We start from the raw sequence: 20823 nt of genomic DNA, 5'->3' as shown, positions 1-20823 counted from the left end.
CGGCAGACCTGAGCGAAGCCTGCCGCCACCCCGGACCCGCCGCGCCAGGCACACCGCAGCGACCATCGCGGCGGCATGCCCGGCGATGCAGAACGGTCAGTCCAGGGCGCGGTAGCGGAAGTTGCGGAACTCCACCTGGCCCGGGCCGGCGGCATACAGCGCCGGCTTCAATGCCAGGAACTTGCCGGCCACGTTGTGGTGGTAGCCGGACACTTCCATCTGCACCGGGTACTTGGTCCACGTCTTGCCGTCGGTGCTGCTGTGGATGGTGACGATGTGGCGGTTGTTGGTGACCCGCAGCCACAAGGTGCCACCGGTAGCACTGGGGGCCAGCGTGCCGGGGCGTTCTTCGCCGTAGCGGTGCATGACGAAGTTTTCGCCATTGCTGCCCACGCCGGCGTAGAGCTTGTCGCTGTAGAACAGCAGCGCCCCGCCCTGCCCGCCCGGTGCCACGGTCATCTGCACTTCGAACTGGTAGGCCTGGTCGGTGGCGATCACCGTCAGCGGCGAGGCGTTGCGCGGAGCGGTGCCCTTGCCCTGCAGACGCAACACGCCATCGCCCACCTGCAGGCGCTTGGCTTCGTCGGCCGCCGGGTTGAAGAACGCCCACTGCGGGCCGAGCGTCTTGGCGCGGAAATCGTCCGACAGCGCCAGGCCGTGGGTCAGCGCCTGGCCGCTGGGTTTCTTCATCGGGGTGCCCAGATCGCCGCCCTTGGCGACGAACCAGCCGTCCGGGGTCCATTCGATCGGGTCCAGCAAGGCCTGCCGGCCCAACGTCCAGAAGCCGTGTTCGTAGCCGTGGTAGAGCATCCACCAACGCTTGTCGGTGCCTTCCACCAGGGTGGCGTGGCCACGCGACCACCACGGCTCGTCGGCGCTCTTGGTGCGGGTGATCGGGTTGTTGGGCGCGTTCTGCCAGGGACCGTGGATCGAACGCGAGCGCGCGGTGATCACCATGTGCCCGGTCGGCGGGCCAGCGGTGCCGCCTACGGCGGTGGTCATGTAGTACCAGCCGTTGTGGCGGGTGATCTTGGGGCCTTCCTGCGCGTAGCCTTCCACGTCCCAGCTTTCCGGGTACTTCCAGCCGTCGTAGACGTGCTTGGGCGTGCCGACCACGGTCAGGCCGTCGTCGGACAGCTGCACGTAATCGCCGCCGCTGAGGAACAGATACCGCTTGCCGTCTTCGCCCACCGCATGACCCGGGTCGATGTACTTGCCCAGGCCGATGTCGATCGGCTTGCTCCACGGGCCCTTGATGTCATCGGCCCACACCACGAAGTTGCTGCGCTCGGCCTGGTCGCCACGACGGGCCGGGAAATAGATGTAATAGCGCTTGCCGTGCTTGATCAGGTCCGGCGCCCAGATCGCACCGACGTTCTGGGTGATGGCGTGGCCCAGCGGCTGCCAGTTGACCAGATCGCGCGAATGCCAGATCGGCAGACCGGGATACGCGTCGAACGAGGACAGCGTGAGGTAGTAATCGTCGCCGTCCTTGAGCACCGACGGATCGGGGTGATCGCCGGCCAGCACCGGGTTGAGGAAGGTGCCATTGCCTTGGTCGGCAATGCGCTGATGTTCGATACCACGCTTCCAGTCGGCGGCCATGCTCAGGCCGGTGCACAGCACCAGCCCGGCGGCCAGCAGCCAACGCAAGCGCGCGGATGTCATACGGTGACGCATGCTTTCTCCTTGTCCCCGTCGCGCGGGGCGATGCAGGGCCGGCGCCTAGATCGCCGGCTGCTGGATGAAGGCGGGAGACTCCCGCCAGCACCGACGCGCTTACGCGCGCAGTGCCCTCGGCAACCAGAGCGACAGCTCCGGGAAAAACGCCACGATCAACAGCACGCACAGCGCCGCAAGCCAGAATGGCCAGATGGTGCGCATGCTTTGGGCGATGGTGATCTGCCCGATGGAGGTGCCGATAAACAGCACCGATCCGATCGGCGGGGTGATCAGGCCGATACCGCCGGCCAGCACCATCACCAGACCGAAATGGATCGGGTCGATGCCGTAGGCCTTGACCACCGGCAGGAAGATCGGCGTGCAGATCAGGATCTTCGGCGCCAGGTCCATGAACATACCCAGCAGCAGCAGCATCACCACGATCATCAGCAGCACGGTGTTCTTGCCGTCGGCCACCGACTGCAGCAGTTTCACCGCCGCTGCCGGCACCTGCAGATACGCCAGCAACCAGCCGAACACCGCCGCTGTGGCGATCACGAACAGGATCACGCCAGTGGTGCGGGCGGCATGCGTGACGGCGGCGAAGAACTCGGCCCAGCGCAGCTGGCGATACAGCAATGCCGTGACGATCAACGCGTAGACCACGGCGATCGCGGCGCTTTCCACCGCGGTAAAGATGCCGGCGCGGATTCCGATGAAGATCAACGCCACCAGGCCCAGACCCGGCAATGCACCGAACAGGCGCAAGGCCACCGCACGCCAGCCGGGGAACGGCTCGGTGCCGTAGCCGCGATGGCGCGCCACCACATAGCCGGTGACCATCATTGCCGCGGTCATCAGCAGCGCGGGGAAGATGCCGGCTGCAAACAGATCGGCAATCGACAGGCCGCCACCGGCCGCCGCCGAGAACAGGATCAGGTTGTGCGAGGGCGGCACCAACAGCGCCACCAACGCGGCGGTCATGCTCACGTTCACCGCGTAATCGCGGTCGTAACCGCGTTTGATCATCTGCGGAATCATGGTGCCGCCCACCGCCGACACGTCGGCGATGGCAGAGCCGGACACACCACCGAAGAACAGCGACGACAGCACGCTGACCTGACCCAGGCCGCCGCGCACGCGCCCGACCAACGAGGACGCCAGCGCGATCAAACGTTCGGAAATCCCGCCGCGCAGCATCAGCTCGCCGGCAAAGATAAACAGCGGAATCGCGATCAGCGATGCCGAGCCGCTGCCTGCAGAAATCTGCTGCACCAGCACCACCGTGGGCAGGTCCAGATACAGCAACGTGGCCAGTGCGGCCGCACCCAGTGCATAGGCGACCGGCACGCCGATCAGCAGCAGCACCACGAAGGTTCCCAACAACATGGCGATGCCCATCAGCGCACTCCTCCGGTGTGGATCGGGCGCAGCACACGCCACAACTTGTACAAGGCAAACACCACCATCAGCGCACCGCCAATGGACAACGGCAGGTAGTTGATGCTCTGCGGCATCTGCGCGCCGGCCATCTTGATGTCCAGGCCATCGATCAGCAGCGCCGCACTCCACCACGCCAGCACGGCGCCGATGGCCATGATCATCAACGGGCGAATCAGATCGAACAGTTTGCGCACCAGCGGTGGCACATGGTCGCCCAGCAGATAGAAGCCGAAATGGCGATTGGTGTGCACACCGGCGGCGGCCGCCAGGCTCAGCGCGGTGCTCAGCAGCAACAGCGTCACCGGCTCGGTCCAGCTCGGGGAATTGTTGAGCACATAGCGGGTGAATACCTGCCAGCCCTGCACAACCACCAGGCCAAGCAGCGCCAGCGACGCCACGCCAATGGCAATATCGGAAACGCGGTCCAGCGCGCGCTGCAACGGCGCGGCCGGGACGGCGACGGTCTCGGGTACGGTCATCGGGATACCTCTATGCGAAATCGCGGATGCGGCGGTACAGCGCTTCGATCTCCGGCTGCTTGCGGTATTCGGCCAGCAGTGGGGCGGCGGCGGCGCGGAACGCCGGCATGTCAACCTGGTTGAGCTTTACGCCGTAATCGATCACCTGCTTGCGTGCGACCACCTCCGACGCATCCCAGAGGTTGCGCATCACCGGCACCGACGCACGCGCCAGTTCCACCACCAGGCCACGATCGGCCGGGCTGAGCGATTCGAAGCTCTTGCGCGACATCACCAGAATGTCCGGCGCGTAGGAATGCTCGCTCTGCGACCAGTAGTGCGCCGCTTCGAAATGACGGCTGGACTGGAAGCTGCGCATGTTGTTTTCCGCACCGTCGATCATGTGCGTTTCCATCGCCGAAAACGTCTCGCCCAACGACATCGGCGTGGGGTTGGCGCCCAGCATGCGCATCAGCTTGAGAAAGATATCCGACGAGGCCACACGCAATTTCAGGCCCTTGAGATCTTCCGGGCGATGCAGCGGATGCTTGGTGTTGTAGAAGCAGCGCGCGCCCGAATCGTAGATCGCAAGACCCACCAGATCGCGCTGTTCGAAGCTGCGCAGAACGCTGTCGCCGACATGGCCGTCGATGGCGCGGCGCAGATGCGGCACCGAGTCGAACACGTACGGCAGGCACAGCGCCTGGGTCAGCGGAAAGGCGTTGTTCAACGCACCCGAATACACGCGGGTGATGTCGATGGCGCCGAAGCGCGCCATGTCGATCGCCTCCGACTCGCGGCCCAGCTGGCCGGAGTGGTACTGGCGCAGCTTGAGCCGGCCATTGGTGCGCGCTTCGAGCTGTTTGCCGAACCACCGCACCGCCTCCACGGTGGGGTAATCGCCGACGTGGACGTCGGTGGCGGTGAGCAACTGCCCACCGGGAATCGGTGTGGTGGCACCAGCGCCCAGCCAAGGAGCGGCTGCGGCGGCGCCAAACCCGGCACCGAGGAAATGTCTGCGTGTGATCATTGGCGCCCTCCCAAGCGTCTGGTCACGGGGTCCACCGTTATTTGGCGGACACAGCCGTACAGGAAATGTCGCCGATGCCGGCGAAGCGAATCAGGGCACGCTGTCCCACTTCGATGTCATGGATACCGGTGGCATTGCCCGTGGCAATGAGATCACCGCGCTTGAGCGGGCGTCCGCGCTGAGCCGAACGGCTGAGCGCAAATGCGTAGGCCGCGCGCAATCCGCCGGGCAGCGTGGTGGCGCCGCCGGTGCCGACGACCTGGTCGTCGATCAGGGTTTCGGCGCTCAGCGTGGCTTCGTCGCGGGCCAGCCAATCGGTCACTTCCGGGCCCAGAATCAGCCCGTTGTTGTTGCCGAAATCGGAAATCACCACACGCGGGCCCAGTTTGTTGATGGTCGCCAGCGGGCTGCTGGCGATTTCCACACCGATGAACAGCGTGGCCGGCAGCTGTGCAGCCTGCTCCGGAGTGAAGTGGCTCTGCTCGGCCGGCGCGTCGGCGTCCAGACGCAGCACGTACTCGGCCTCGACCGCACCGAAGCCGCCTTCGTAGATCGGAAACTCGGTTGTTCCACCGGTAGCATTCCAGAGCTTCTTCGAGAAGATCGGGCCGAGCAGACGCTCATCGCCGGAGGCATCGCGGCGTTCGGCAGCGATATAGCCCACTTTCCAGCCGACCACATGGTCGTGCCACTGGCTGATGGCGATGTCCTGCACCTGGTAGGCGGTGACCAGATCGTCGGGGATTTGCCCCGGAAAGTCAGGAAGCGAGGCCCCTGCACGGCGTGCCTCCACAAAGCGCTGGGCGATGTCGGACAGCGTGGATGTGGACGTTGGCGGGGTGGCGGCGTCGTTGCTCAAGGGTGACTCCCTGATAGGTGTTTTGTTGCACTGCCAATCGACAGCGGCACGGTGTGCTGTATATGGTAAACCGGTGTCATTGGCAATGTGCAGTGCGACATTGTGACCGCGATACCGAAGTGGCCCTGGGAGGGGTAGATGCAGCAGACACGCCAAAAACCTAGTGAAAACCTGGCATTGCAGGCCCTGCGCCGCTGCCTGGCAGTGACCGTCGCCACCTTTGCATTGGCCAGTGTGCCGGCCTGGTCGGCAGAACGCGCCAGCGCCGATACCGCCGCCGAACAGGCCAGCCGGATCGCCCTATGGCCGAAGCCAATGGCACCGGGAGACACGCCGTTGCCGCAGCCGCAGCGCATCGTGGACCGCAGCAGCGATGCCGCCCTGCCCGACCGCTATATCCAGAACATCGGCCAGCCCTATCTGGTGGTCTACCGCCCCAAGCAACCCAACGGCACCGCGCTGCTGGTCACGCCCGGCGGCGGCTATCAGCGCATCGTTCTGGACAACGAAGGTAGCGCGCTGGTGCCAAGCTTCGTCGACCAGGCCGGCATCACCTTGTTCGTGCTGCGCTACCGACTGCCCGGCGAAGGCCACCCGAATGGCGCAGACGTGCCGCTGGCCGATGCGCAACGTGCGCTGCGGCTGATCCGCGCCAATGCGGGCCGCTATGGCATCGATGCGCAGCGGGTCGGGGTGATGGGGTTTTCGGCCGGCGGCCACGTCGCCGCCAGCCTGGACACGCGTTACGCCGCGCAGGTGTACCCGGCGCAGGACGCCGCCGATGCGCTGAGCGCGCGGCCGGACTTCGCGTTGCTGATCTACCCGGTGATCGACATGGACAGCGCCAATGCGCACATGGGCTCGCGCGAGCGCCTGCTCGGCAAGACGCCCAGCGCTGCGCAGGTGAGTGCGTATTCGCCGCAGTTGCACGTGGACGCGCACACCCCGCCGACATTTTTGCTGCACGCGCAGGACGATACCGTGGTGTCGGTGCGTAACAGCCTGCTGATGCATGACGCGTTGCTGCGCGCCGGCGTGCCCAGCGAGCTGCATGTCTTTCCGCAGGGCGGGCATGGCTTCGGCACCGCGGCCACCACCGGGTTGACGGTGGCGGCGTGGCCGCAGCTGGCGCAGGCGTGGATTGCGCACGTCAGCAAGCCACCGGCTGCCGCGCAGGACGCGGCGCGATGACGGCGCCATCCACTCCCGACGTGCGCCGACGCACGCTGCTGCGCAGTGGATTGCTCGTCAGTGCTGCCGTCGCGTTACCCGGTGTCGCCAGTGCCGTAGCGCCACCGCCGCGCGATGACAGCGCACCGCTGGCACAGGTGCGTAGCGGTGCACTGCGCGGGTATCGCGAGCAGGGCATCTGCGTGTTCAAGGGCATCCCGTACGGCGGCGACACCGCCGCGCGGCGCTTCCAGGCGCCCGTGGCGGAGACAGCGTGGAGCGGCGTGCGCGATGCCACCGGCTTCGGCGCCGCCGCCCCGCAACCCAAGGCCAGCGAACCCACCAGCGAGGACTGCTTGTTCCTCAATGTCTGGACGCCCGGCCTGCGCGATGGCGGCAGGCGGCCGATCCTGTTCTATATCCATGGCGGCGGCTACACCACCGGCTCCGGCAGCGACCCGCTGTACGACGGCGTGCGCCTGTGCCGGCGCGGCGATGTGGTGGTGGTCACCGTCAATCACCGGCTCAACCTGTTCGGCTATCTGTCGCTGGCGCAGCTGGGCGATGCCAGCGTTGCCGATTCCGGGAATGCCGGGCAGCTGGATCTGATCCAGGCGCTGCAGTGGGTGCGCCAGCACGCAGCCGAATTCGGCGGCGATGCCGGCAATGTCACCGTGTTCGGTCAATCCGGCGGTGGCGCCAAGATCGCCACGCTGATGGCCATGCCCGCCGCGCGCGGCCTGTTCCACCGCGCCTGGACCATGAGCGGGCAGCAGGTCACTGCGGCCGGGCCGCGCGCGGCCACACAGCGCGCGCAATTGCTGCTGGAGGCGCTGAAGATTGCGCCAGGCGATCTCGCGCGCCTGCGCAGCGTGCCGGTGGCGCAGCTGCTGGCCGCCGCGCAGGTGCGCGACCCGTCGCGGGTGGAAAACAGCGCGTTGTATTTCGGCCCGGTGCTGGATGCGCGCAACCTGCCGGTGCATCCGTTCTGGCCGACCGCACCGCTGCAGTCGGCGACGATTCCGATGGTGATCGGCAATACTCGCGACGAGACGCGCGCGTTTCTCGGCAACGATGCGGCCAACTTCGCACTCACCTGGGACACGCTGCCGGCCAAGCTGGAAGCGCAGCAATACGTGGACGTGTTGCCGCAGGTGGTGATCGCCGAATACCGCCGCCTGTATCCGCACTACTCGCCATCGGAGGTGTTCTTTGCCGCCACCACCGCCGGGCGCTCGTGGCGCGGCGCAGTAGAAGAAGCCGAAGCGCGCGCACGCCAGGGCGCACCGACCTGGGTGTATCAACTGGACTGGGGCTCGCCGCTGGACGGCGGCAAGTTCGGCGCCTTCCACACGCTGGATATTCCGCTGGTGTTCGACACCATCGGCCAGCCCGGTTCGCGCACCGGCGACAGCGCCGATGCGCAGCGCATGGCCGACCAGATGAGCGCTGCGTTGATCGCGTTTGCGCGGCATGGCGACCCCACGCATCGCGGCGCCCCCCGCTGGCGGCAGTATTCGTTGCAGCGCCGCGAGACGTTGCTGTTCGATGTGCCGAGCCGGATGGAAAACGACCCGCGCGGTGGCGAACGTCGGCTGTATCAGCAAGCGCCGTTTATTCAACGTGGCACGTTCTGAGCGCTTGTTTTATTGAGCGACGAACAGCACGTGCCAGGCAGTCGCCATTCGGATTCTTATGGCGCGCGCTGAACCGCTGGGTCCGAGCGATACAGACCGACGCGGGCACCGGCCGCACGCTTGCTGCGATCGCGCAGCGGTATTTAGAGCGACCAATCAATCGGAGCGAGCAGGTGTCAGCTGGGTGTGGACGTCGCGGAGGAACCGGAGTGTCCGCGTGGTAATGCGCACCGCGCACCAGCTGCGCCTATCTGGCGGTGAGCACAGTCGGTTGGTTAGCCGCACTTATTCGATCTTGAGGTGATCCATGCGCAGGTATTCCGTTGCCCCATCCATGCTGCTGACTGCGCTGGCAGTTGCCTGCCTTCCGTTCGGCGATGCCACCGCTGCCGCCATGGTCGACACGCCACTCGCCTCCACGGCATCGGCCACCAACAGCGCAAACAGCAACGCGCCGGCCGCGACACGGCCGCTTGCCGCCAGCAAGATCGTGCTGGTGGGCGATTCCACCACCGCCGTGCAAGGCGGCTGGGGCCCGAGTTTCTGCGCGCAGCATGTGACCTCGTTCCTGAGCTGCGTCAACCTGGCACGCGGGGGACGCAGTACCTCCAACTATCGCGCCGAAGGCTCGTGGGACATTGCGCTCAAGGAGCTACGCAGCGGCGGCTATCAGCACGTGGTTGTGTTGATCCAGTTCGGTCACAACGATCAACCCGGCAAGCCGGGGCGGTCCACCGACCTGGCCAGCGAATTCCCGGCCAACCTGCGCCGCTACGTGGCCGAAGCGCGCGCCGCCGGCGCGGTGCCAGTGCTGGTGACGCCGTTGACGCGGCGGCAGTTCGAGGCCGCCCAGTTGGTGGATGATCTGGGCCCCTGGGCGCAGGCCACGCGTGCGGTCGCGCGCGAGCTGCAGGTGCCATTGGTGGATCTGCATGCGCGCAGCCGCGCTCTGGTGCAGGGCATGGGGCCGGTGCTGGCGATGCGGCTGGCGCAGCGCCCCGCCGAGCCGGCACAGATCGTCGCCGCGCAATCGGGCACCACCATCGGCAAAACACCGGCGCAGACGGTTGCGCCATCTCCGGCGTCTGCTTCAGCGTCAGCGTCAGCGTCGAAGAACACAGCCACGACCAACCCCGCTGCCACAGCGCAGGACAACGCCAGCGCCGAGCCGATGGGCCAGGCCAAACTCGCGTTTGACTACACGCATCTCGGCCCGGACGGCGCGGATTTGTTCGCCGCCATCGTGGCCGACGAGTTGGCGCAGCAGTTGCCTGCGCTGCGGCCGTTGTTGATTCCCTAGAGCGTGTCACGCAGTTGCCGACCGAGCGGCAACGCGGTAGTTGCAGACGAAATGGATAATTCGCATGCGATTGTCATGCGAATGTAAGGAAGTGTGATGGTGGTTCGTCGGGTCTAGTACGACTGCAACCGCACCTAGGTCAGCGGATGGTCCACGCGCGGCAAGGTTCCACTTCTCACTCGGGGCAAGACTCATGCGATCAGGTGTTCCCGTCGTACCTTACGTGGCCTGTGCCACGTGTGTGGCCGTCATGGTGGTGTCGGGCGCCGCAGCGGCCCAGTCGCACACCTTCGAGGTGGCGGCCCAGCCGGCGCAAAGCGGCATCCGCGCCTTCGGCCAACAAGCCGATGCACAGATCCTGATCAGCGAAAAAACCGCCGCAGCGGTCGACACCGCAGAAGTGAAAGGCACTTACGAGGTCGAGCATGGCCTGGACGTACTGCTGAGCGGCACCCGTCTCAGCTGGCAGCGCACCGGCCCCAACAGCTTCTCGATCGTGGAAAGGAAGTTCCGCGAAGACACCGTCGCCCTGCCCGAAATTACGGTGCAAGGACGCCGGGAGTGGACGCTCAACACGGGCATCAGCCGCTCCGAGGATGACAGTCAGCCCTTCGTGGTGATCGATGGCGAGACCATCCGACGCTCCGGTGCGCCCAATCTCGAAACGTTTCTGCGTAACCAGCTCAGCGTCAATGCATCGCCAGGCACCTCCGACCAGGGAGGCGCATTTGAGACCCGTAACGTCAGCTCTATCAATCTGCGTGGACTGGGCGAACGCGAAACGCTGATCCTGGTCGACGGGCGCCGCATCGCCGGCACCACCAACAGCGACGGCAGCCTGGGTCAGCCGTCGCTGTCCGGCATTCCGATGGCGGCGATCGAGCGAATCGAGGTCCTGGCGTCCTCTGCTTCCGGCATCTACGGCAACGGCGCCACCGGCGGGGCGATCAACATCATCATGCGCCGCGATTACGCCGGCAGCGAACTGTCCAGCACCTACAACAACACGTTCGACGGCGGCGGATCAGGCCGGCGCTTCGATCTGACCGGCGGCCGCTCGCTGCAGGACGGGCGCACCAACATCACCTTCAATGCAAGCTGGTCCACCGCCAGCCCGATCATGAATCGCGACCGCTCTGCGCTATTGCTGGACAGCAAACGCCGCGGACTTGCCAACAATCCCAACTACTACAGGTTCGCTTCGCCGCTGGGCAACACACCCAATATCCGCTCAACCGACACGCGCAACCCGCTGCAGCTGGATCCGGAATACGGCGGCGCCACCCTCCCCTCGTTCTATACCCACGTGCCAGATGGCTATCGCGGTTTGGCCCAGGACGGGGTGAACCCGCTGATTGCCAACGCTGGCACCTATCAACTCGACTTGTCCACGACCGACGCACGCGACGGTGGCCAGCGCGAACTCATCTTCGGCACCGAACAACAGGCCGCCTCGATTGCGCTGCGTCATGACGTCACCGATTGGTTGAAGCTCTACGCAGAGGCCAGCATGACCCGTTCGGTCAGCAAGGCACGCCGCAACTCGATTCCCAACGATCTGGTACTGGCCGCCGATGCGCCAAACAATCCGTTCGCGCAGGATGTCACGGTCACGGTGCCGTTTTCCGGGGGAAACTCCGTGGTCAACGAGAACATCGCGCAGACCTACCGCGGTGTGTTCGGCGCCATCATGCAGCTGCCCGCCAGCTGGCAGGCGGTGATCGATGTCTCGCGCAGCCAGAGCCGCTTGCGTAACGACGACTTCCCTACCGAGGTCGCCCAGGACACCCTCGATACGTTCCGCAATGGCGAACAGGACATCCTGCGCGACGTGCGGCTTGCGCCCAATTTCAACTATGCCTACGAAAACGTACCTTACGGATCCAGGCAGACGCCCACGCGCAACGACCTGACGGTCGCCTCGTTACGCCTGGCAGGCCCGATCCCGTTCAAGTTGCCGGGCGGCGAACCGACCGCCACGTTCAGCCTGGAGCGCACGCTGCAGAAGCAGGCCGAAAGCATGAACGCACAAAACAGTGCCACCCAGTCGTTGGTCAATATCTCGGCGCCCGGCCGCGAGCAGGTCGACTCGGCCTATGCAGAAATCAACCTGCCGCTGATTGGCAGCGACAACAAGATCCCGCTGGTACGCGAGCTGTTGTTGACCATCGCCGGCAGGTACGAGCGCTCCGAAGAGACCGGCTCACCCAATGCCAACTGCCTGTTCATAGACGGGCCGCTGCCGAGCCTGGACATTCGCTCGCTGTGTCCGCCGTCGCAGCCAGCCTCCAGTGCACGCAATGCCCATTTCAACCCAACCTACAGCGCGCGCTGGCGGGTCATCGACAGCATCACCCTGCGCGGCTCCTATGCAACCGGCTATCTGACTCCCAAGCTCAACGAACTGCTCAAGATCAGCAATCCGTTGCTGGTCGTCAGTGCCACCGATCCGCAGCGTGGCAATGAGCAGATCGGATTGCCGAGCCCGCTCTTTCCTGGTTCCTACTACCTCACCGGCTTCAGTGGCGGCAATCCCGATGCCCGGCCGGAAACATCCAAGACCTTCACTGCGGGCATCATCGTGGAGCCCACGTTTGCAGACGGGCTGCGCATGTCGCTGGACTGGACCCGGATCACCAAACGCGACAACTACTACGACCCGCTCGAACTGCTGACCCCGGATGGCAACCCGCAGGTGCAGCGTTCCTTCGAAAGCTTCCTAGGCCGCTACCCTGGTCGGGTCACCCGTGGGCCAGCATCGGACGGCTACGCAGTCGGGCCGATCGAGACCATCGACGCTTCGCTGGCCAATCTGGTTGGCTCGGCCAGCGAGTCCTACGATCTTGCGGCCAGTTATTCGCATGATCTGTTCGGCGGCCAGATCGGTGTCGGCCTCAACGCGACCTATGTGGATAGCTTGACCCAACAGAAGGTGCCCGGCGGTGCCAATACCAACTATGCCGGCGTCATCGGGGCCGACTTCTTGTCGCGCCTGAGCGGCATTGGTGGGCTCAGGTGGAAAGGATCCGGCCGAGTGGAATGGACCGGTACGCATCTGGGACTGTCCTGGCAAGCCAGATACTTCGACTCCTACCATCTCAACGAAACCAGGACGGTTGAATTCAGCCAGGGGGCGGCCAAGATCCCCAAACAGATCTACCACGACGTCTCCGGATCCTATGCATTTGCTGACGGCACCACGCTGCGTCTGGGCATCAACAATGTCCTCAACAAGCGCCCGCCGGTCGATTCGGTTTCGCCGGCACGGTACTACAGCACCTTCGGCGACCCGCGGTTGGCAAGCTATTATCTGACGCTGATCAAGAGTTTCTGACGCGGCAAGATTCATCAGGGGACGGGCCGCGCAGGATTCGACCTGGGGCCATTCGAGCGTATCGGCAGGTCATGCAGTGCGGAGAGTGTCGTAGACGAAACCCGTCCAATGAACGAACGCCGGTCGACCAGCGAGATCGAACGCACGCGGTTAACGCGCTGGGTGGCGAGGGAGATCGTGCCCCACGAGGCGGCGATCCGCAGCTGGCTGCGCCAGCGTGGTCTGAGCCCGGAGGATGTCGACGATCTCGTGCAGGAGGCATATGCCAAACTGGCCGGTCTGCGTCATGCCGAGCAGATCGACAGTCCGGGGGCTTATTTCTTTCAGACGGTGCGTTACCTGATGATCGATCAGATTCGGCGCGCGCGCGTCGTGCGCATCGATGCGGTAGGACAGATTGCCGACCTGCCATGCCATGTCGACGAACTGGATCCCGAGCGCGTCACCAACGACAGACATGAGCTTGATCGCGTGCTTCGATTGATCGAAGCCCTGCCCGAACGTTGCCGGGCAATCATCAAGATGCGCAAGATTCAGGGCTTGTCACAGCGCGACATCGCCGCCCAGTTGGGAGTCAGCGAAAGCATCGTGGAAAATGACGCGGTCAAGGGCATGTTGCTGCTGACGCGGGCGCTGCAGAGCGACCCCGAACAGACGCAGCCGGTACGAAGGTGGCGAAAATGAGCACCCGTCAAAACGCGCAGGAGATCGAACAGGAGGCCATGCATTGGGTGCTGCGCCTGGATCGTGAGGGGCGTACGCCCGCAGTGTCCGAGGAACTGGAGCAATGGCTGGGGGGGGATGTCCGCCGCCGCGGCGCCTTGCTCAAGGCCGAGGCAACCTGGTGCTCGCTGGACGCACTGGCAGAAACCAGCGATGCCGCTTTCCGCCACGTGCCATCGCCTGCACCGAAGTCCGCTCCGTCGCGGGCGCCGCGCCGTGCGCGCTGGCCCATGGTCGTCGGTGCATGCGCGGCAGTCGCCATCGCCGTTGTTGGTCTGTCGGTCCTGCTACCGCGCGGCGAGCAGTACCAGACGGCCATTGGCGAAGTCCGCCGGGTGCCGCTGGCCGACCGCTCGACCATGGCCATCAACACCGCCAGCAAGGTCAGGGTCGCCTATATCCAGGAACTGCGCGCCATCTCGCTAGAGCAGGGCGAAGCGTGGTTTCGGGTCGCAAAGAACAAGCAACGTCCGTTCGTGGTGTCGGCGGGGCCGGTCCGGGTCGAAGCAGTCGGCACCGCGTTTTCGGTGCGGCGGCACAGCGACGGTGCCGATGTCATGGTGACCGAGGGCGTCGTGCGCGTGTGGGTGGTGGGCGCCGAACCGCGCGCGGTGGCATTGTCCGCCGGCTCGGCGTTGTTCATTGCCGATACCGCCGATATTCGACAGGAGCCAGAGATCGCCGCGCCGGTCATCGAGCGCAAGCTGGCATGGCGTGCAGGCAGGCTGGATCTATCGGGTGAGACGCTGGCCGAAGCGGTTGCCGAGTTCAATCGTTACAGTCCGACCCCGATTGTCGTCGCGCAACCGCAGGTCGCGCAAAAACGTCTGTTCGGCGTGTTTCGTCTGGACGATCCGGAAGGCTTCGCCCGCACGGCAGCCATCACGCTGGGCGCGTCGATCAAGCGCCGCGACCACACCATCGTCATCACCGACGGCCGCGAAGTCGACCACCCGAACGCCCAGTAGTGAACCGGCTTGGCGTGAGAGACGGCACTGTCGCAGAGCCCGGATCGCGCTGATGCATTGGTGCGATCGCCCCACGCTGGCGCAACGGCCAACTCATGCGCGCATCGCACAGCCCGCCTCGGCGGCCATCCACTGTCTCGCATTGCCATGCAATGACGGTGACGTTGATCGCAACAGGCAACAGGACGCTCGCCGACGTGTCGTGGTGAATGGTGAGCACAGGTCGGCGCCGTCGATTCGACCTGCCAACTGTGGTCGGTTCGCATGCACACCAACACCGCCACCCACCCATCGCTGCCCTGCGTGGGATGCCATGGCCTCGCCGTTCGGGGCATGCATCGACTGCTGCGGTGATCGCCGGCCGAGTCGGGCGGCGATCACCGGCGTGCGCATCAAGGTTGCGCAGCGACGTCCGAATCGGCAGGCACCAGTTTGATCGGCAGGCCGAGCGTTTCCAACTGCGGCCTGACCTTGGTCGCGTCGGCGACCACGACCCAGACCAGCTTGGACGGATCGACCACCGCCCCGATTGCCCCACGGGCATCGGCGAGTGTGAGCGCGCGGTAGCGGCTGGTCTGACGGTTGTCGTAATCGTCGGGGCGCTGGAAGATATCGTTGGAGCGCATCGCATCGAGAATCGACTTGGAGGTGGCGAACTCGCCCGGTAGCGCATGCACGCGGCTGTCCACTGCCAACTCGAACTCGGCCTGGGTCATCGGCTGGCTGCCCACATACGCCTGGATGATCTCGCGGATGGTGCTGATCGAGGCGCCGGTCTTGTCCGACTGCACAGGAGCGACGACGGAATAGCTGATCGAATGCGCTGGCGTGCGAAAGCCTGCACGGACGCCGTATGTCCAGTTCTTGCGCTCGCGCAGGTCTGCATTGAGGCGGCTGAGGATGCCGCCACCCAGAGCATCGTTGGCCACTTCCAATGCGGTGAGCTCGTCGGTCCCCTTCAAGGCGGTGTACTGCCCGGCCAGAATCATCGCTTGCGCCGAGTCCGGGCGATCGATCAGCACAATCTGCGGCGCGGCAGGGCGTGGCGCTGCCGAGAAATCCTTCACTCCAGCCGTCCCGGTCGACCGCCAGTCGCCGAGGCTACGCTCGAGCATCGGCTGGATCTCGGCAAGCGGGCGGGCGCTGACCACAAACACCTTGGCTTTGTCAGGCCGGAACCAGGCACGCTGAAATGCAAGCAGATCGCTGCGGCGCAATGCGGCAAGTACCTTTGCATCTCCGGTTCCCTTGTCTTTGGCGTAGGGCGATGCCGGGTTGATCAGTTGCAGCATGGCGGCGCTGCCAAGCGACTGTGGGTCGGTGGCCTCCTGCGCGATGCCAGCCAGCAAGGTTCTGCGCTGCAGTTCGATTTCGGCCGGGACAAGCGCGGGATTGCGGGTCATGTCCGACAGCAGGTTGATCGCCGGTGCCAAATTGCCGCCAGGCGCAACCACCGTCAGACTGGTCCGGTCTCTGGAGCTGCCGGTTGCGATTTGCGCACCCAACCGTTCCAGAGCGCTGGCAAATTCTTTCTGGCTGCGCGTACCGGTCCCCTGCTGCAACAGCGACAGCAGCAGATTCTGGGTACCGATTGCATCCTGCGGGTCGGCCGCAATGCCTGCATCCAGTTCGATGGAGGCATAGCTCATCGGGCTGGAGCTGCGTTGCGCGTAGATCACTTCGATCCCGTTGGACAGTCGCGCGTGTTCGACCTTGGGAAAGGCCAGGTCGGTGAAGGTGCCGATCGCCGGTAACGGACCGCGCGTGCCGACCACCGCTGCAGCATCTGCGGTCTTTTTCGGTGCAGGCACGCGCTCGCTGGCCTGCGACTCTTCGTAGCCCACGCGTGGACCCGGTGCCAACGTCAATGCGTAGACCGGGCGAGCCAGCCATTGCGCTGCCGCAGCGCGTACCTGCGCTGGCGTCTGCGCGGCAAGCGCATCGGCGCGCTCTTTCAGATAGCCCGGCCCCTGATCCAGCAGGCTGCCGTCGGCCAGCGCGTAGCCACGACTGGAGACCGAATCAAGCCCACTGATGGCGCTGGTGAGATCCATCGTGACGTAGCGCTGCAGCGCATCGACGCTGGGCCCATCGCGCAGGAACGCAGCAACCACCTCATCCAGGCGTCGGCCTGCGCGTACCGGATCGACACCGTCAGCCACTTCGCCGGAGACGACGAACATGCCGGCTTGATCGTACAAATTGACGCTGGCAGCGGCACCGGTGAACAATTTTTCGCCACGGACCAGAACCTCCTGCAGCGGCGATGTCGCGAGCGCTCCCATCACGCCAGCCGCGGCTTCTAACGGGATCGAACGTGGATCGTTGCGTCCCGGAATCGTCCACACGCGGATGATCGATGTGGCCGAGACCCGATCTGTCATGGTCTCGTCCAGACGTTTGGGCAACGATGGAATCGGTGCGACCGGCCGCTGCGCGCGCGGGCCGGAGGGAATGTCGCCGAAGTACTTGACCATCAACTGGCGCGCGGTGGCCGTATCGATATCGCCGGCCAGCGTGACCGTGGCGTTGTTGGGGCCGTAGTGGTTGCGAAACCATGCCTTGACGTCGTCGAGGGTGGCCGCATCCAGATCGGCCATCGAGCCGATGACGCTGTGACCATAGGGATGCCCGCTCGGAAACAGCCGCTCGGTCAGGCGATACTCGACCAAGCCACCGGGTTCGTTGTCGCCCTGGCGCTTCTCGTTCTTGACCACGCCACGCTGTTCATCGAGCCTGACCTGGGAGATCGCGCCGAGCAGATGCCCCATGCGATCGCTCTCCATGAACAACGCCCGCTCCAGCGCGGGCGTGGGCACGGTTTCGTAATAGCTGGTTTTGTCGCTCTGGGTCATGCCGTTCTGGGCGGTGGCACCGGCGACCTTGAGCGGAGCGAAGAAATCGCCAGGCGCGTTTTCGCTGCCGCTGAACATCAGGTGCTCGAACAAGTGCGCAAAGCCGCTGCGCCCAGCCGGCTCATGCTTGGCGCCAACGTCGTAGATGACGTTGACCGAGACCAGCTTGACGCTACGGTCGGTGTGCACGATCACCCGCAAGCCGTTGTCCAGGGTGAACGTTTCGAAGGGAATCTCCGCCGAGCGCACCAGCGCTGCGAGCGACGTCGGCGTAGGTGGCGCAGCAACCGCGCGTTGGGCGATACCGAACGCAATCACCGCAATGCCGGCGACGACGCAGGTTGTGACGTTTCTTGGGTTCATTGTGCAAGGATTCCCATGGCAAAAAGCGACGCTGCGTCGGACGACGCAGACGGCAACATTGCTTGTTAGACGAACCGTCGGGCCGCTTCCTTATCCGGCACGCAGGCAACACACAGCGTCCCGTCTCGCCAGGATCGCCGCAGGCCGACGTCGTGACAGCGCACCGGCGCAGTGCAGGCCCGGCGTGCCTTCTCACCCGGGCCTGCACGCATCACGGCGCTGTTGCGGCGGCAGCGGGGATGACCGTCACCGGAAGCCCAAGTTGGGCAAGCTGCGGCTCGACCTTGGCCGCGTCGCCGAGCACGACCCAGACGAACCTGTCCGGATCAATGGACTGCTGCAGCGCCGCCTGCGCCGTCTCGCGGTCGAGGCGGCGATAGCGCTCGACCAGCGACGCTTGATATGCGTCGGCGCGGCCGAGCAAGCGATTCTCACGAATGGCATCCAGATAACTTTGTGCATCGCCATAGGCCACCGACAACTTCCTGATCTGGCCCTCGATGACAAAGTCGAATTCTTCGCGCGTCATTGGGCGTTTGCCCAGAAACTCGGACATCTCCCGGCGGATCGTGGCGATCGTCTCGCCGGTCTTGTCCTGTTGCACCGGCGCATTGACCAGGTAGCGGGTCGCCATCTTGAGGGTATCGAAGCGGCCATCGACGCCATAGCTCCACCCTTTGGTTTCGCGCAGCTCGGTATTCAAGCGGCTCGAGAAACTCGCTCCGAGCGCGATGTTGGCCAGCGTGGCGTCGGACACACGCCCGCGATTGCGCGTCTCCACCGCCTGCCCGGCCAGGATCATCGACTGATCCGAATTCGGATTGTCGATCAGCACGATGCGCGGCGACGCCGCCTTGGCCGGTCCGGGCAGGTCCTTGCGCCCCGGTGCGCCCTGCGACCGCCAATCGCCGAAGCTGCGCTCAAGTAGCTGCTGCACGACCTCCGCTGGCAGATCGCTGCTGACGAAGATGCTGGTCTTGTCTGGCCGGAACCAGGCGTGGTGGAAGGCGATCAGATCCTCGCGGCTGATCGCGTTCACCGCGTCCGCATCTTGCGGCCCCTGGTGACGGGTATAAGGCGAGTCGGCATCGATCAGCTGCAGCAAGGTGCGTCCCACTTGCATGGAGCCGTCCGTGTCGGCGGCAGCGATGCCGGCAATCATCTCGTCGCGCTGCTCCTGGATCCGGTTCGGGTCGAACGCGGGGAAGCGCAGCATGTCCGCCAGCAGCGTCAGCGCCGGCCGCAGGTTGGCGCTGGGGACCGACAGCTTGGCGGTGGTGCGGTCAGGGTCGGATTCCAGACTGGTAGATGCGCCAAGTCGGTCGCGCTGGATCGCAAGCGCATCGGCATTGCGCTTGGTGGTGCCCTTGTCCAACAAACCCAGCACCATGGCGTGAGTGCCAGGCCGCTGCAGCGGATCGGCCACAACGCCGGCATCGACATCGATGGTGATCTGGGTGAACGGCACATCGCCGCTGCGCAGATACATCACCTCGATGCCGTTGCTCAGGCGCAGCTGCTGCGCCTGCGGAAAAGCGATGGCGCCGAACACACCTACTGGCGGCAGGCCACCGCGGGTTCCAGCAACCACCGGGTCGACAGGGGCGGCCACACTGCGTGCGGAAGGCACGGCGGCAGCCGCGAATGCCGCTGGCGCCCCTGGCAGGACCGTCAACGCGTACGCGGGCCGGCTGAGCCAGGTGGTTGCCGCTGCCTGCACGCGCTCTGGCGTTTGTGCGGCCAACGTCTGCAACTCGGTCTTGTAGAAGTCCGGCCCCTTGCCCAACCGCAGCCCTTCGTTCACCACAGCGAGCTTGCTGGAGGGCGTCTGCAGCGCGGCGAGCTGCTGTGCGAGCTGGCGGGTGACATAGAGGTCTATGTCGTCGGCCGACACAGGGGTGGTCAGCATGCTGGCGATGGCGGCATCCAGCTGGCGGCTTGCCAGCACCGGATCCACCCCGGCCGCCACGCTGCCATCGATCATGACGATCCCCGAATGCACCGAGGTGTCCAGCGTGACCGCAAGCGCGCTGAAACTCTTTTCCTGCTGCACCAGCCGTTGCTTGAGGTAGGACGATCCCATTTGCGCCATCGTGGCCACCGCCACCTTGAGTGATGCAGCCACCGGATCGGCCTCGCCGGGAACGGCCCAGGCGCGGTAGAGGTGCGGTGTGGACACTCGGTCCGTCAAGGTGTCTTCCAGCCGCCTGGGCAAGGTCGGTACCGGAGCGACCGGTGGCAGATTGGACGGGCCGGCCGGGATCGCGCCGAAATATTTCTCGACCAACCGCTTGGCGGTGTCAATGTCGATATCGCCGTCCATCGACAGGACCGCGTTATTGGGCCCGTAGTGGGCACGGAACCAGGCCTTGACGTCATCCAGTGTTGCCGCGTCCAGGTCAGCCATCGAGCCGAAGACCTCGTGCGCAGCGGGATGTCCCGGCGGATACAACCGCTCGCGCACGCGGTAGCGCACGATCGCCAGCGGCTTGCTGTCGGCCTGCCGCTTTTCGTTTTGCACCACGCCGCGCTGCTCATCGAGCTTGGTTTGGGTGAGTGCACCGAGCAGATACCCCATGCGGTCGCTTTCCAGAAATAGCGCCTGCTCCAACCCGGGCGTGGGCAGGCTTTCGTAATAGCTGGTGCGATCAGGCATCGTGACGCCATTGAGTTCGGCACCCAGCCGCTGCAATGGCAGTGCGTAGTCACCCGGCGCATTCTCGCTGCCGTTGAACATCAGATGCTCGAACAGGTGCGCGAATCCGGTTCGACCCGCAGGCTCGGACGTAGAGCCGACGTTGTAGTCGACGGTCAGCGTGACCATCTTGGCGCGGTGATCGGAATGCACGAAGACGCGCAGCCCGTTCTGCAGCGTGAAACTCTGGTACGGAATATGGATCGCGCGTACGAGATCCGCCAACGGCGCAGGTTCCTCCGAAGCCACACGTTCCGCATTGGTCGCCGTGGTCGCCGCTGGCAATGCGCTCGCTACTGCGCTGACGACGCTTGATACCAATGCCA

Annotated in this window: 13 protein-coding genes and 1 other RNA gene; 6 read left to right on the top strand and 8 right to left on the bottom strand. The window is 65.1% G+C overall.

Translation table 11 applies throughout. The features are described 5' to 3' along the window. Positions 1-96: 96 nt before the first annotated feature. The 5 genes from RQH86_RS15400 to RQH86_RS15380 form a co-directional block, all read right to left on the bottom strand. A complete protein-coding gene (locus RQH86_RS15400) occupies positions 97-1680 on the bottom strand; it encodes a family 43 glycosylhydrolase (protein WP_311239900.1) in 1584 nt (527 codons plus the stop codon). Between the two features lie 99 nt (positions 1681-1779). Further along, positions 1780-3063, bottom strand: coding sequence for a TRAP transporter large permease (locus tag RQH86_RS15395; RefSeq protein WP_055853858.1), 1284 nt, complete (start codon positions 3061-3063; stop codon positions 1780-1782). Next, the gene (locus tag RQH86_RS15390; RefSeq protein ID WP_161963779.1) at positions 3063-3584 is read right to left on the bottom strand and encodes a TRAP transporter small permease subunit; all 522 of its coding nucleotides are present in this window, start codon (positions 3582-3584) and stop codon (positions 3063-3065) included. The genes RQH86_RS15395 and RQH86_RS15390 overlap by 1 nt, the downstream gene beginning before the upstream one ends. A gap of 10 nt (positions 3585-3594) precedes the next feature. Next, on the bottom strand, positions 3595-4593 hold the full coding sequence (locus tag RQH86_RS15385) for a TRAP transporter substrate-binding protein (RefSeq protein WP_115526688.1): 999 nt from the start codon (positions 4591-4593) through the stop codon (positions 3595-3597). 37 nt (positions 4594-4630) lie between these two features. Further along, positions 4631-5452 (bottom strand): 2-keto-4-pentenoate hydratase, encoded by an 822-nt coding sequence (locus tag RQH86_RS15380; protein ID WP_055853865.1) that lies wholly within the window; start codon positions 5450-5452, stop codon positions 4631-4633. Positions 5453-5590: 138 nt separating this feature from the next. Between RQH86_RS15380 and RQH86_RS15375 the strand changes: the two genes are divergently transcribed. Further along, positions 5591-6643 (top strand): alpha/beta hydrolase, encoded by a 1053-nt coding sequence (locus tag RQH86_RS15375; RefSeq protein ID WP_311239899.1) that lies wholly within the window; start codon positions 5591-5593, stop codon positions 6641-6643. Beyond that, positions 6640-8259, top strand: coding sequence for a carboxylesterase family protein (locus RQH86_RS15370; protein ID WP_311239898.1), 1620 nt, complete (start codon positions 6640-6642; stop codon positions 8257-8259). Before RQH86_RS15375 ends, RQH86_RS15370 begins: the two co-directional genes overlap by 4 nt. 150 nt (positions 8260-8409) lie before the next feature. On the opposite strand, the gene RQH86_RS15365 is transcribed toward RQH86_RS15370, so the two are convergent. Further along, positions 8410-8484: non-coding RNA, sX9 sRNA (locus tag RQH86_RS15365), on the bottom strand. 82 nt (positions 8485-8566) lie between these two features. Here RQH86_RS15365 and RQH86_RS15360 point away from each other — a divergent pair. The 4 genes from RQH86_RS15360 (at position 8567) to RQH86_RS15345 (ending at position 14584) form a co-directional block, all read left to right on the top strand. After that, positions 8567-9559 (top strand): rhamnogalacturonan acetylesterase, encoded by a 993-nt coding sequence (locus RQH86_RS15360; protein ID WP_311239897.1) that lies wholly within the window; start codon positions 8567-8569, stop codon positions 9557-9559. A gap of 250 nt (positions 9560-9809) precedes the next feature. Further along, complete coding sequence (locus RQH86_RS15355) at positions 9810-12893, top strand: TonB-dependent receptor (RefSeq protein WP_311239896.1); 3084 nt, start codon at positions 9810-9812, stop codon at positions 12891-12893. Between the two features lie 108 nt (positions 12894-13001). Then, a complete protein-coding gene (locus RQH86_RS15350) occupies positions 13002-13577 on the top strand; it encodes an RNA polymerase sigma factor (RefSeq protein ID WP_055853873.1) in 576 nt (191 codons plus the stop codon). Beyond that, on the top strand, positions 13574-14584 hold the full coding sequence (locus tag RQH86_RS15345; RefSeq protein ID WP_311239895.1) for a FecR domain-containing protein: 1011 nt from the start codon (positions 13574-13576) through the stop codon (positions 14582-14584). The genes RQH86_RS15350 and RQH86_RS15345 overlap by 4 nt, the downstream gene beginning before the upstream one ends. A gap of 392 nt (positions 14585-14976) precedes the next feature. Here RQH86_RS15345 and RQH86_RS15340 read toward each other — a convergent pair whose 3' ends face one another. Beyond that, positions 14977-17802, bottom strand: coding sequence for a pitrilysin family protein (locus RQH86_RS15340; protein WP_311239894.1), 2826 nt, complete (start codon positions 17800-17802; stop codon positions 14977-14979). A gap of 211 nt (positions 17803-18013) precedes the next feature. After that, positions 18014-20722, bottom strand: a complete 2709-nt coding sequence (locus RQH86_RS15335; RefSeq protein ID WP_311239893.1) for a pitrilysin family protein — start codon at positions 20720-20722, stop codon at positions 18014-18016. Between the last annotated feature and the right edge of the window lie 101 nt (positions 20723-20823).

Origin of the sequence: Xanthomonas sp. WCS2018Noco2-27, from assembly GCF_031843525.1 — a bacterium.
Lineage (GTDB): Bacteria > Pseudomonadota > Gammaproteobacteria > Xanthomonadales > Xanthomonadaceae > Xanthomonas.
Note: the sequence above shows the minus strand (reverse complement) of the source record. Positions and strands in the feature narration are given on the sequence as shown.